At 52.8% G+C, this 13,876-nt stretch carries 11 protein-coding genes and 1 tRNA gene; 11 read left to right on the forward strand and 1 reads right to left on the reverse strand.

Annotated elements, in window-relative coordinates; translation table 11 throughout:
- On the forward strand, nt 1-358 hold a 358-nt coding region (locus tag ACTRC3_RS08105; protein ID WP_440322719.1), incomplete at its 5' end, for a PAS domain-containing protein.
- Nucleotides 359-693: 335 nt separating this feature from the next.
- Here ACTRC3_RS08105 and ACTRC3_RS08110 read toward each other — a convergent pair.
- Nucleotides 694-764, reverse strand: a tRNA-Gly gene (locus ACTRC3_RS08110).
- A 509-nt stretch (nt 765-1,273) separates the two neighbouring features.
- Between ACTRC3_RS08110 and ACTRC3_RS08115 the strand changes: the two genes are divergently transcribed.
- The 10 genes from ACTRC3_RS08115 to pknB all read left to right on the forward strand — a co-directional run bounded on the left by ACTRC3_RS08115 (nt 1,274) and on the right by pknB (nt 13,854).
- On the forward strand, nt 1,274-2,152 hold the full coding sequence (locus ACTRC3_RS08115; protein WP_440322720.1) for an aldose 1-epimerase family protein: 879 nt from the start codon (nt 1,274-1,276) through the stop codon (nt 2,150-2,152).
- A 109-nt stretch (nt 2,153-2,261) separates the two neighbouring features.
- Nucleotides 2,262-3,731 (forward strand): UDP-N-acetylmuramoyl-L-alanyl-D-glutamate--2,6-diaminopimelate ligase, encoded by a 1,470-nt coding sequence (locus ACTRC3_RS08120; protein ID WP_440322721.1) that lies wholly within the window; start codon nt 2,262-2,264, stop codon nt 3,729-3,731.
- Entirely contained in the window at nt 3,728-5,962 is a 2,235-nt protein-coding gene (gene priA, locus ACTRC3_RS08125; protein ID WP_440322722.1) for a replication restart helicase PriA, read from the forward strand. Before ACTRC3_RS08120 ends, priA begins: the two co-directional genes overlap by 4 nt.
- 91 nt (nt 5,963-6,053) lie before the next feature.
- Nucleotides 6,054-6,533: a peptide deformylase gene (def, locus tag ACTRC3_RS08130; RefSeq protein ID WP_178039891.1), complete on the forward strand. Its 480-nt coding sequence runs from the start codon at nt 6,054-6,056 to the stop codon at nt 6,531-6,533.
- Nucleotides 6,534-6,539: 6 nt separating this feature from the next.
- Entirely contained in the window at nt 6,540-7,472 is a 933-nt protein-coding gene (gene fmt, locus ACTRC3_RS08135) for a methionyl-tRNA formyltransferase (protein ID WP_440322723.1), read from the forward strand.
- 70 nt (nt 7,473-7,542) lie between these two features.
- Nucleotides 7,543-8,256 carry a zinc metallopeptidase gene (locus ACTRC3_RS08140; RefSeq protein WP_178039893.1) on the forward strand — a complete coding sequence of 238 codons (714 nt, stop codon included), beginning with the start codon at nt 7,543-7,545 and terminating at the stop codon, nt 8,254-8,256.
- Nucleotides 8,249-9,607, forward strand: a complete 1,359-nt coding sequence (rsmB, locus tag ACTRC3_RS08145) for a 16S rRNA (cytosine(967)-C(5))-methyltransferase RsmB (protein WP_440322724.1) — start codon at nt 8,249-8,251, stop codon at nt 9,605-9,607. Before ACTRC3_RS08140 ends, rsmB begins: the two co-directional genes overlap by 8 nt.
- A gap of 2 nt (nt 9,608-9,609) precedes the next feature.
- On the forward strand, nt 9,610-10,710 hold the full coding sequence (gene rlmN, locus ACTRC3_RS08150) for a 23S rRNA (adenine(2503)-C(2))-methyltransferase RlmN (RefSeq protein ID WP_178039895.1): 1,101 nt from the start codon (nt 9,610-9,612) through the stop codon (nt 10,708-10,710).
- Complete coding sequence (locus ACTRC3_RS08155; RefSeq protein ID WP_349163273.1) at nt 10,667-11,392, forward strand: Stp1/IreP family PP2C-type Ser/Thr phosphatase; 726 nt, start codon at nt 10,667-10,669, stop codon at nt 11,390-11,392. The genes rlmN and ACTRC3_RS08155 overlap by 44 nt, the downstream gene beginning before the upstream one ends.
- 26 nt (nt 11,393-11,418) lie before the next feature.
- Nucleotides 11,419-13,854, forward strand: coding sequence for a Stk1 family PASTA domain-containing Ser/Thr kinase (gene pknB, locus ACTRC3_RS08160; RefSeq protein ID WP_440322725.1), 2,436 nt, complete (start codon nt 11,419-11,421; stop codon nt 13,852-13,854).
- Nucleotides 13,855-13,876: the final 22 nt, after the last annotated feature.

Raw genomic sequence — 13,876 nt, forward strand, 5'->3', positions numbered from 1 at the left:
CATCATATACAGAGCTGACAAAGAAGATGATGAACTAATTTTTGCAAATGATGAATTTCTTCATATGTCCGGATATAAAGATATAGATGAACTGTTCAGACTTACCGAGAAAAGTTTTCGCAACTTGATTCGTGAAGATGAACAGCAACAGATAGAATCAAGTATCTGGGAACAGATTGACAACGGCAATGAAAATGACTATATTCACTTTCATCTTCGAAAAGCTGACGGAACTTATTTTTCTGTTCTTGATCATGGAAGAATTGTAGAGAGCCCGCAATACGGGAAAGTATTTTACGTATTGTTCATGGATTGGGAAGATATGCATATTCGTTACAATGATAAATTTGCAGGATAAAATATTGCAAAAAACAGAGTGTATGATCTATTTTCATATAATGTTTCCATTTTTTGTAACATTCTTTTTTGACATAAGTGTCAATGGGTGGGTTATGTACAAGAACAAGGTGAATGATATGAATAACATAGCAGGCGCAGCCATTCGGAATCTGAGGATAGCAAAAGGCTGGTCACAAAGGGAGCTTGCCGATGCTTTGCGAAAGTCTTTGACGTGGACTATCAAGAATTGTTGAAAATGCCAATAGAGTAGAAATTTCCCCGGGAAGAGAAAATTCCCGGGGATTCTTTATGGAGCTGGAAAGGCGTTCTCCTTTCCTGAATTTTGCTGTTGAGAGCAGATAACGGGAATCGAACCCGCCTCCCCAGCTTGGGAAGCTGGTGTTCTACCGATGAACTATATCTGCGGAAAACAGGCGTTAAGCAGAAAGGCTTTCACCTGTTGTTTTTAATTAAATCAAGCCATTTCTTTATGATATGTCTATACTACCACTTTCATACCCGAAATGCAAATAGTATTCTCCCGAAAACTAAGAAAAACCGCCCGGATGTCGGGCGGCTTTTCTTTTCTTATGAGGGGGGAGATAGTGATGTCTTAATCAACTATCTGACGTTTATTATAAGCAGGAAATGTGTTCAAAGTATGTCCAGATTCTAAAAGAATGATAAAAAAAGGACGGATTTCCTTATGAAAATCTTAACAGAAACGAAAATCAACCGTAAGGATTGGAAATGGAAGGCAGGATATGATATAATGTCGCCAGACATTATATCCTGCCGGATGGCATCCAAAGCGGAGCGGCATATCCGAAGGATATGATATAATAGCGCAAGATGTAAAAGTGTACTCTGCCGCAAAGCGAGGCGGCGGGTAAAGAAGAAGAACCGGCGGCATGGCCGGGCAGGAGGTATCGAGATGGCAGAAATGCGGACATTGGAGAATGCATATCTTGTAGTAGAAGTGAATGACGCGGGGGCTGAGCTTTCCCGCGTGTATGATAAGAAGAAGGAGAGGGAGGTTCTGTGGAACGCGGACCCGGAGTATTGGGGACGGCACGCGCCGATTCTCTTTCCCTTCGTGGGCAAGCTGAACGGCGGAGTCTATCATTATGAAGGAAATGAATATACCATGAGCGCCCACGGTTTTGCCCGGGACAGCGAATTCGAATGCGTGGAGCGAAGCGCCACGGCTGTAACACACCGCCTGGTATCCACCGGGGATACGAAGAAAAATTACCCGTTTGACTTCGAGCTTCTGGTAACCCACAGACTTACAGAGAATCATATCAGCGTAGAGTGGACCGTGAAAAACACCGATACCAAGACCCTGTACTATTCCATCGGCGGCCATCCGGCCTTCAACGTGGATTCCGTCATGGGTTGCCGTCTGATATTTGAGGGTATGGACAAATTATCCTGCACCGGTATTGATCTGCCCACCGGAACCGCGGATGCGGAGCATCCGGCGACGCTGGCGCTGACAGATCATGTATACACAGTTGGTGAGCATACCTTTGACGCCGACACCATGGTTTTCGATGAGGGCCAGGTAAAGAAGGTAAGCCTTCAGGAGGCGGACGGTACCAAGCGCGTCACCCTCATCTGCCCGGACGCGCAGCACGTAGGAATCTGGTCCCCGGTACAGAAAAATGCCCCGTTTATCTGCCTGGAGCCCTGGCTGGGCCGTTGCGATAACAAGGGCTTTACTGGCGAATTGAAGGATAAGTATGGCGAGCAGAGCCTGGAGGCAGGTAAGAGCTTCCGGACCGCGTACGAGATCCTGGTTGAAAAATAACGCATCTATTAGAATTGAGATTATTATCAGAACCATAAAACATAGAAGTTAAAAAATAAAATCATTGGCATAAATGATTTTGAATGGTTTTAGTATAAGGAGGCAGCATATGAGAGCAGCACGCGAATTACTGAAAGATCTGAAATACGAAGTCCTGAGCGGCAGCATCGACGTCAACGTCAGCGAGCTTGTATACAATACCAGAAAAGTAAAGAAGGAGTGCATGTTCGTCTGCATCAAGGGCGCCACCTTCGATAGTCATGATGTGGCAGGCGAAGCGGCAAAAAACGGCGCGGTGGTTATCGTGGCTGAACATCCGGTGGACGTACCGGCAGGCACAGCCGTAGTTCTGGTGGAGGACACCCGGTACGCCCTGGCCCTGATTTCCGCGGCCTACTTCGGATATCCCGCGAAGAAGCTGAAGGTCATCGGCATCACCGGCACCAAGGGCAAGACTACCACCACCTTCATGATCCGTTCCATACTGGAGCACGCTGGGATAAGCACTGGCCTCATCGGAACCATCGAGGTCATCATCGGCGACAAGCACATCCCGGCCCACAACACCACGCCGGAATCCTACGAGGTGCAGGAATATTTCGCCCAGATGGTGGCGGCAGGCTGCAAGGTTGCGGTTATGGAAGTCTCCTCTCAGGGCCTGAAGCTTCACCGCACCGCAGGCATCCGGTTCGACATCGGCATCTTTACGAATCTGGCTCCCGACCACATCGGAGAAAATGAGCATGCCAGCTTTGAGGAATACATGGAGTGCAAGAGCCGCCTGTTCCGCCAGTGCGATATCGGTATCGTAAATGCGGATGACGAGCACTGCAGCGATATCCTGAGGGGTCACACCTGCAAGGTGGAAACCTATGGCTTTTTCGAAAAGGCGGATCTTCGGGCATCCGATTTGAAGCTGGTGAATCGTCCGGGCTTTTTGGGCGTAGACTATCACGTATCAGGTCTTCTGAATTTCGATGTGGAAATCGATATGCCGGGCCGCTTCAGTGTATACAATTCCCTGGTAGCTATCGCAGTCTGCCGTCATTTTGACATTCCGAAGGAGGATATGCTGGCAGCTCTCGAAGTGGTACAGACCAAGGGACGTATCGAGAAGGTGAAGGTCTCCGACGACTTTACCCTGATGATCGACTATGCCCACAATGCCATGAGCCTGGAAAGTCTGCTGACCACCTTGAAGGAATACAATCCGAAGCGTCTGGTCTGCCTGTTCGGCTGCGGCGGCAACCGCTCCAAGCTGCGCCGCTATGAGATGGGAGAGGTGTCCGGCAATCTGGCGGATCTGACCGTCATCACCTCCGATAATCCCCGTTTCGAGGAACCCCAGGCCATCATCGACGATATCAAGACCGGTATTGCCAAGACCAGTGGAAAATATGTGGAAATCATTGACCGGAAAGAAGCCATCCGCTACGTGATTGAGAACGGCCGGCCCGGCGACGTCATCGTCCTGGCCGGGAAGGGCCACGAGGACTATCAGGAAATCTGCGGAGTCAAGCATCCCATGGACGAGCGGGTGCTTATCGCGGAGGTTCTGGAGGAGTTAGGTAGAAAGTGAAATTTGCCAATATCATTGTAGATATTTCCCTGGAAAAGCTGGACCGGACCTTCCAGTACCGGGTTCCCGAAGAACTGCAGGGTATCCTGAAGGAAGGTATGCAGGTCCGGATCCCCTTCGGAAACGGGGGGCGGACTCTGACCGGTTACGTGCTGGAGCTGACTGATACCTGTGAATGGGATGAGAAGAAATTGAAGCCCATCCTGGGACTGGCGGAAAAGGGCATCCGGCTGGAGGGCCAGCTCATCGCTCTGGCGGCCTGGATGCGCCGCACTTACGGCTCCACCATGAATCAGGCATTAAAAACAGTGCTTCCGGTGAAAAAAAGTGTGCAGGAAAAAATTTCTAGAAAAGTGCGGCTGGCGGTGACGAAAGAAGAGGCGGAGGCGGCCCTTGCGGAGATGGAGCGAAAGCACCAGACCGCCCGGGTCCGGATCATAAAAGCCTTGCTGGAGCAAACCGGGCAGGACATGGACTACGCGGCAGCCCAGAAGGAGCTTGGTCTGACCGCCGCCACCGCGCGGAAGCTGATGGAGCTTGGCCTCATCCGCATCGAATCCGACACCATTTTCCGTAACCCGGTTCGACCATCTGAGGTACAGGCACATCCCTTCACCCTCTACCCAGCCCAGCAGGCCATCGTGGAGGATGTGGCGGCGCGCGCGGCAGCAGGCGACCTGCGGCCTTCTCTGATTCACGGCGTTACCGGCAGCGGAAAAACCGAGGTCTATATGGAGCTGATTGCGGCGGTGCTGGAGCAGGGAAAAGAGGCCGTCGTGCTGATTCCCGAGATTGCGCTGACCTTTCAGACGGTGCTGCGGTTTTACCGGCGCTTCGGCGACCAGGTGTCGATTATCCATTCGAAGCTGTCCGCCGGGGAGCGTTACGACCAGTTCGAGCGGGCCAGACGGGGCGAGGTGAAAGTCATGATAGGTCCCCGTTCCGCCCTGTTTACACCATTTCCCAGGCTGGGCGTCATCGTCATCGACGAGGAGCATGAGGGCAGCTACAAGAGTGAAAATGCCCCCCGCTACCACGCCAGGGAGGCGGCCATCGAGCGTGCCCGCATGTGCGGAGCCTTTGTGGTGCTGGGCTCGGCGACCCCGTCGGTAGATTCCTATGAACGTACAAAAGAGGGCCTTTACCGGCTTTATGAATTGCCGTTCCGGGTGGAAAACCGTGCCATGCCAGAGACCGAGGTGGTGGATCTCCGGGAAGAGCTTCGCATGGGAAACCGCTCCATCTTCAGCGCCCGGTTAAAGGAGCTTATGGAAGACCGGCTGCGAAAGGGCGAGCAGATCATGCTTTTCCTGAACCGGCGGGGCTATGCGGGCTTTGTTTCTTGCAGAGCTTGCGGACATGTGATAAAATGTCCACATTGCGATGTGTCTTTATCCCTGCACCATGGGGGCAGGATGGTTTGTCATTACTGCGGATATCAGACAGTCCAGCCGAAGAAATGTCCTTCCTGCGGATCGGCCTACATCGGGGCTTTCCGGGCAGGCACCCAGCAGGTGGCGGAGGCTGCCGCGAAGACATTTCCGGGAGCGCGGATTCTGCGGATGGATTTCGATACCACGAGACAGAAAGGCGGCTATGAGCGGATTCTGGAAGCATTTTCAAAGAAGCAGGCCGATATTCTGGTGGGTACCCAGATGATTGTAAAGGGACACGATTTTCCGGGAGTAACCCTGGTGGGTGCGCTGGCGGCGGATTTGTCGCTGTACGCAGGCGACTACCGGGCGGCGGAGCGCACCTTTCAGCTGCTGGTGCAGGCGGCGGGACGGGCAGGTAGAGGCACTACGCCCGGAACGGCAGTAATTCAGACCTACAGTCCCGATCACTACAGCATTGAGACGGCGGCAAATCAGGATTACAAAGCGTTTTTTGAAAAGGAAATGGCATTCCGGCGGATGATGAACTATCCCCCGGCGGCACATCTGATGGCGCTTTACCTCATGTCGGAGGACGAGGAAGCCCTGAACCAGGGCGCGGTGCGGCTGAAGGCACTGGCTATGTCCCATACCCGGCAGGAAATCGCTCTTATCGGCCCTTCAGACGCAGGTCTGTCTAAGCTGAAGGACGTCTATCGCAAGGTGCTGTATCTGAAATGCACGGAAATGAATTATTTGACAGAATGGAAGGGATGGCTGGAAGCAGTGCTTCCGAAGGAGAAGCAGCTTTCCACCTTCAATATACAGTTTGATATGGATCCCGTGAATCCTTTTTAAGGGGAAACCACTGTTCACAGTTACTGTACCGCGAAGCGTGTTACTGTGAACGAAGTGAACGGTAACGGGAGAGAAAGGAAGGAAACAAAAAATGGCAATCAGAAATATCAGAGAGCTGGGAGACGACATTCTCCGCAAAAACTGCCGCGAGGTCAAAGAGATGACTCCGAAGATTCAGGAGCTCATCGATGACATGTACGATACCATGTACGAAGCTATGGGCGTGGGCCTGGCTGCTCCGCAGGTTGGTATCTTAAAGAGAATCGTGGTGATCGACACGGACGGAACGCCCTATACCATGATCAATCCGCGTATCCTGGAGACTGCGGGCGAGCAGGAGGGCAGCGAGGGGTGCTTAAGCGTACCGGGTAAGGCCGGTATGGTACGTCGCCCGAATTATGTAAAAGCGGAAGCCTACAATGAGAATATGGAGCGCTATGAGGTGGAGGCCGAAGGACTGCTGGCACGTGCCATCTGTCATGAGCTGGATCACCTGGACGGTAAGCTGTATGTGGATCTGGTGGAAGGCGATCTCTACGATGTAGAGACCGGCGATGATGACGAGGAGTAAATACGTATGAAAATCATTTTTATGGGAACCCCGGATTTTTCTGTGGGGACACTGGAAGCGCTGATTGCGGCGGGACATGAGATTACCCTGGTGGTATCTCAGCCGGATAAACCAAAGGGACGCGGTCATGAGCTGCAGCCCACGCCGGTGAAGGAGGCGGCCCTGAAGCACGGTCTGCCGGTCTATCAGCCGAAGAAGGTGCGGGATCCGGAAGTGATCGGGAAGCTTCGTGATACGGAGGCTGATGTGATCGTAGTCATCGCCTTTGGTCAGATTATCCCGAAGGCCATTCTGGAGATGAAGCAGTACGGCTGTATCAACGTCCATGCTTCCCTGCTTCCCAAATACCGGGGCGCGGCCCCGATTCAGTGGGCGGTCATCGACGGCGAGAAGGAGAGTGGCGTGACCATCATGCAGATGGACGAGGGACTGGATACCGGCGATATGCTTCTGAAAGGAAGTCTGGAGCTTGCGGCGGACGAGACGGGCGGCAGCCTTTTTGACCGTCTGAGTACACTTGGCGCGAATCTCTGCGCGGAAGCGCTGGAGAAGCTGCCAAAGGGTGAATTAAAGCCGGAGAAACAGGGCGAGAGCCCGACGGAATACGCGCGGATGCTGACCAAGGACATGGGTAATTTGAATTGGAATGAGAGCGCGGAGAAGCTGGAACGGCTGATCCGGGGCTTGAATCCGTGGCCCAGCGCTTATACAAAGCTTGGAGACAAGATCCTGAAAATCTGGTCTGCGCGGGTCTGTGAGAGAGCAGTTGAAAATGCTGCCTGTGGGGAGATCATAAGAGTGACGAAAGAAACTGTCTGTGTGGCCTGCGGCGAAGGAGTATTGGAGATTACAGAGCTTCAGCTTCAGGGTAAGAAACGGATGGATACGGGAGCCTTCTTGCGGGGTTATCACCTGGAGCCGGGCACAAGGCTTGGTTAGGTAAAGAAACCCCTCATTGGGATTCCGGTCTGCCCCGGCAAGGGCAGATGAGTGAAAGGAGTGTTACAGTATGCCTTATGGATATGGCTATGGTTATTATTTTGATCCCACTTATATTTTAGTACTGATTGGCGTGGTGATTTCCCTGTGGGCTTCGGCCAAGGTGAAAACCACCTATTCCAAATACAGCCGGGTACGCAGTATGTCCGGCCTGACCGGAGCGCAGGTGGCAGACCAGATTCTGCGGGCCAATGGCATCTACGATGTGCGTATCGAGCATGTCAGCGGCGAACTGACCGATCATTACGATCCGAAGAACCGGGTATTACGTCTGTCGGATGTGGTGTATAATTCCACTTCCGTAGCGGCTCTCGGCGTAGCAGCCCACGAGTGCGGCCATGCGGTGCAGGACGATAAGGATTATTTTCCCCTTCGCTTCCGCAATGCGTTGGTGCCGGTGGCAAATTTCGGAACCCAGGCGGCCTGGCCGATTATCATCATCGGACTGATTTTCGGAAGCAGTTCATTTCTCGTTAATCTGGGAATTCTGCTGTTCTCCCTGGGCGTACTGTTCCAGCTGGTGACCTTGCCGGTGGAGTTCGACGCGTCCCATCGGGCGATCCAGATTCTGGGAAATACAGGAATCTTATACGGAGATGAGATTCGGGATACCAGGAAGGTCTTAAGCGCGGCGGCCATGACCTACGTGGCGGCTGCAGCGGCTTCTATCCTGTCTCTGTTACGTCTCCTGATACTCTTTGGAGGAAGAAGAAATCGTGACTAAAGGAACGGATATCCGTGAGCTGGCTCTGGGGATTCTGCTGGAGGTATCTGCAGGCGAGGAGTACAGCCACATTGCGCTTCGGAATGTACTGGATAAATACCAGTATCTGGAAAAGCAGGAGCGCGCCTTTTTAACCCGCCTGGTGGAGGGAACTCTCGAGCGGCGGATTGAGCTGGATTACATCATCGATCAGTTTTCCAGTGTAAAAGTAAGGAAACAAAAACCGGTCATCCGGGAGCTTCTTCGGATGTCGGTCTATCAGCTTAAATATATGGACAGTGTGCCGGATTCCGCCGTGTGCAACGAAGCGGTGAAGCTGGCCCAGAAAAAGGGCTTCCGACAGCTGAAGGGCTTTGTAAACGGCGTTTTACGGAACATTGCCCGAAATCTTTCAACGGTAAAGCTGCCGCCGGAAAAAGAACCGGTGCGTTACCTGTCTGTGCGTTATTCCATGCCGGAATGGATGGTAAAGGAGTGGCTTACAAGCTACGGGCGGGAGCAGACGGAAACTATGCTGGCAGCTTTTTATGAAAAAGAGCCGCTGACGATCCGTGTCAATCGGAACCGGATCAGTCCGGCAGATCTGAAGGTCCGGCTGGAAGCCCGGGGTATCCATATGCGGCCGGCGCCCTACATCGACGGTGCGCTGCAGATGGACGGCTTCGATTATCTGGGCGGCCTCGATGAATTCCGTGAGGGACTGTTCCAGGTCCAGGACGTAAGCTCCATGCTGGCAGTAGAAATCGCGGGCGTAAAAGCGGGAGATCACTGCATCGACGTATGCGCGGCCCCCGGCGGCAAGAGCCTGTATCTGGCGGAAAAGGCCGGAGAGACGGGCGGCGTGGACGCAAGAGACCTGACGGACTACAAGGCGGAAATGATTCGGGATAACGCGGAACGGTTAGGCGTGACAAATGTAACAGTGTCCGTGAAGGACGCCTGTGTATATGATGAGGCCTCAAAGGAAAAAGCAGATGTACTGCTGGCGGATCTGCCCTGCTCGGGTTTGGGCGTTCTGTCAAAAAAGACAGACATCAAGTACCGCATGAGTAAGGAACAGCAGCAGGAATTGCAGGAGCTTCAGCGGAAGATCTTAAGCACCGCAGAGGCTTACGTGAAGCCCGGCGGAACCCTTGTATACAGCACCTGTACCATCAACCGGGGCGAAAACGAGGAAAACGTCCGCTGGTTTCTGTCCCATTTTCCATATGAGGCGGTATCCCTGGACGACTGCCTGCCGGAGAAGCTTCGGAGCGAAACCACGAAGCAGGGATACCTACAGCTGCTTCCGGGAGTCCATCAGTGCGATGGCTTTTTCATTGCGAAATTCAGAAGGAAAATTGGAAAATAAATATGGAACAGAGAGATATCAAATCCCTGACTCTGGAGGAGCTGAAGGGTGAGCTTCAGGCACACGGGGAAAAAGCTTTCCGGGCGGGTCAGCTCTATAACTGGATGCATGGAAAGCTTGCTTCCGGCTTTGACGAGATGAGCAACCTCTCCAAAAGCTTACGGGAGCTTCTGAAAAACGAATATGAATACACCAATCTGGAGATTGTAGAGGTACAGCGATCCCGGCTGGACGGAACATGCAAATACCTGTTTCGCCTCGCTGACGGCAATGTGATCGAGAGTGTCCTGATGCGCTATCATCACGGCAATTCCGTCTGCATCTCCTCCCAGGTAGGCTGCCGCATGGGCTGTCGCTTCTGCGCATCCACCATCGGCGGTGTGGTGCGCTCCTTAAAGCCCTCGGAAATGCTGGATCAGATTTACCGGATCCAGAAGGACAGCGGCGAGCGTGTCTCCAATGTGGTGGTCATGGGAACCGGCGAACCGCTGGATAATTACGATAACCTGCTTCGTTTTATCCGGCTTTTGACGGATGAAAACGGACTGAATATCAGCCAGCGGAATCTGACAGTCTCCACCTGTGGTATCGTGCCGCGGATCCGGCAGCTGGCGGATGAGAATCTGGCGATTACCCTGGCACTGTCGCTTCATGCAGTGACACAGGAAAAGCGTGCGGAACTGATGCCCATTGCCAATAAGTATCCGCTGTCGGAGGTATTGGATGCCTGCGCGTATTATCATCAGAAAACCGGGCGTCGGATGACCTTCGAGTACAGCCTGGTAGGCGGTGTGAACGATCACCCGGAGGACGCGAGGCGTCTTGCGGCTCTGGCGAAACCCATTCACAGTCATATAAACCTGATTCCTGTAAATCCGGTGACAGAGCGGAGCTTTGTGCAGCCGAAAAAAGAGGTCATCGGTAATTTCAAAAAGGAACTTGAAAAATACGGGATAAATGTTACTATTAGAAGAGAAATGGGCCGCGATATCGACGGCGCCTGCGGACAGCTGCGCAGACGTTATCTGAAAAGCGGAGAACCCGGAGAGGAGGGATCAGATGCTGAAAGCCTGGGGCATGAAGGACATCGGGAAATGCCGTGAGATCAATCAGGACTATATTTCCGTATCGGAAGAGCCCATCGGAAACCTTCCGAACCTGTTTCTGGTAGCGGACGGCATGGGCGGCCACAAAGCTGGCGATCTGGCCTCTGAATATACGGTGGCGAAGGTACAGGAAGCGGTGTCCAAGAGTATGCAGACCATTCCCTATCAGATTCTGAAGGGCGCGTTCCAATATGCGAACCAGAAGCTTTTGGAGAAGGCGGGGGAGTCGGACAGCTACACGGGCATGGGAACTACGCTGGTGGCGGCGACAGTGAAGAACGACGCGGTCTACGTGGTAAATGTGGGCGACAGCCGCCTGTATAAAATCGGCGATAAGATCGAACAGATCACAGAGGATCATTCCCTGGTAGAAGAAATGGTCCGCATGGGAGAGATTTCAAAGGAACAGGCACGAAATCATCCCGACAAAAATATTATTACGAAAGCAATGGGCGTGTCGGACACGGTGGAGCCGGATTATTTCGACACAGATCTTCAAAAGGGCGAATGCCTTCTGATGTGCTCGGACGGTTTGACAAACATGGTCAGCGACCGGCAGATCAAAGAGATCGTGGAGCTGCGTACGGATCTGGAATCCTGTGCGAAGGAGCTTATAAGAGCAGCCAACCAGAACGGCGGAAGAGATAACATTGCTGTCGTATTAATAGAGCGTGTATAACGCGGATAGGATGATGAGGTGAAATTATGGTAAGAATTGGAATGTTTTTAGGAGACCGCTACGAGATTCTGGAGAAAATCGGATCCGGCGGAATGGCAGAGGTCTTTAAAGGAAAGGATCATAAGCTGAACCGTTTTGTGGCGGTAAAGGTACTGAAGGATGAGTTTGTGGAGGATAAGAATTTTGTCCGCAAATTTAAAGAGGAGGCCCAGGCCGCGGCGGCGTTGGCCCATCCGAATATCGTGAATGTCTACGACGTGGGAGACGAGCAGAATATCTTCTACATCGTCATGGAGCTGGTAGAGGGCATCACCCTGAAGACTTATATCGAGAAGAAAGGACGTCTGACGGTGAAGGAGGCCACCAGTATTGCCATTCAGGTGGCGTCAGGTCTGGAGATTGCCCATAACAATCAGATTGTACATCGGGATATCAAGCCTCAGAATATCATCATTTCCCGGGAGGGCAAGGTGAAGGTGACTGATTTCGGTATCGCCAAATCCATCTCTTCCAATACGAATACGGCGGACGCCATGGGATCTGTACACTATACGTCCCCGGAGCAGGCCAGAGGCGGTTACAGCGACGCCAAGAGCGACATTTACTCTCTGGGTATCGTCATGTACGAGATGGTGACCGGACGGGTGCCCTTCGACGGGGAGACCACGGTGGTGGTAGCGGTGAAGCACCTGCAGGAGGATATCGTATCCCCCAGAGTCTACGCTTCCGATGTGCCGGTGAGTCTGGAACATATTATCCTGAAATGTACGGAGAAGAGCCCGGATCGCCGTTATGCCAATGCGGCGGAGCTCATCGCGGATCTGAAGCAGTCCCTGCTTACGCCGGATGTGAATTTTATCAAGGAGATCGTGCCGGATGGAGCCAAGACCGTAGCCATCACCCGGGATGAGATTTCGAAAATTAAGCGGGAGACCGGTCGGATTCCGGCGGCTGCCGACGACGCGGAGTCCAAGTACGCTTATCTGGATCGCCTGAACGCAGAAAAGGATGAGGACTATGACGACGAAGATTATGAGGATGACGAGGACTACGAAGACGAAGATTACGAGGATGACGAGTACGATGAGGATTATGACGACGGAAAACGCGGTAAAGGCGGAATCTTCGGCTTTTTGAAAAAAGATAAGAAGGAAAAAGAAGCAGACGACGATGAGGATGACGAAGACAACGACGGCATCCTGGATCCGAAGATGGAGAAAATCATGACCATCGGCGGTATTGTGGCCGCGATCATCATCGTAATTATCCTGGCGGTCATCATCGGCAAGGTGCTGGGCTTCGGCAAGGGTTCCGGTAATAAGAAGACCGATGATACGGAGATTGCGGACGTTCTGAATGAGGAAGTAGAGGTTCCGAGTCTCTTGGGGTTAAGCTATTCCGAGGCAAAGGATGAGCTGAACAAGGTAGGCCTGGGTATCAAGCTTGGCGAGACCAAGTCTTCCGATCAGTATGACGCGGGCCAGATCATCAGCCAGAGCGAGGAAGCTGGTACGAAGGTGGATCCGAATACCACAATTATTGTAGACGTATGCGGCGACGGGGAAAAGGTAGAAGTGCCCGATGTGAAGGGGTACAGCCAGGCAAAGGCCGAGAGCGCGCTGAAGGCGCTGGGACTGACGGTGGATATTACCGAGGTAGCCAGTGAGGATGTGGCGGCAGGAAAGGTTATCTCCACTTCTCCGGCGGCAGGCAAGAAGATTGACAAGAGCGGCGTGGTAACCGTTGTAGTCAGCAAGGGCAAGGAAGAGGATCAGCAGATAGAGGTTCCGGCCATCACCGGCAAGACTGAGGCCAAGGCCAAGGAGCTTCTGAAGGCGGCAGGACTGGCTTCCGGCCAGGCTTCCCAGGAGTTCAGTGATACCGTAGACGAGGGCAATATCATTTCCCAGAGCCCGAAGGCAGGCACCAAGGTGGATAAGGACAGCAAGGTAAGCTATGTCATCAGTAAGGGTAAGGAAAATAAGGACGTCTATATCGGCAACTACAGTGGCATGAGCGAGTCTGAGGCTACAAGCAAGGCTCAGGGCAAGGGTCTGAAGGTAGTCGTAGATTATGAATACAGCAGCTCTGTAGCCAGCGGACAGGTGACACGTACCGAGCCGGGTAACGGAACTACAGTAGCGGCTGGTTCTACGGTTAAGATTTGGGTCAGCAAGGGTACAGAGAGCGTAAGCGTTCCGGATCTGTCCGGTATGAATGCTTCCCAGGCGCAGACAGCACTGTCATCGGTAGGTCTGACTCTGGGCGGAACGACCACGGGTACGGCAGCGCCCAGTGAAGGAGATTCAGGACGTATCTACGACTGGAGCTCCAAGGGTTCCTCTGTATCTAAGGGAACCGCCATCAGCATTACCGTATACGGAGCTTATGTCGCTCCGACGCCGGAACCGACCCCGACTCCGTCTACTCCTTCCGAGGGCGGAGAAGGTAATACACAGTAACCATAACCGAAAGCAGAATTTA

The sequence above is a fragment of the Laedolimicola sp. genome (assembly GCF_051972735.1).
GTDB classification, from domain to species: Bacteria; Bacillota; Clostridia; order Lachnospirales; family Lachnospiraceae; genus Laedolimicola; species Laedolimicola intestinihominis.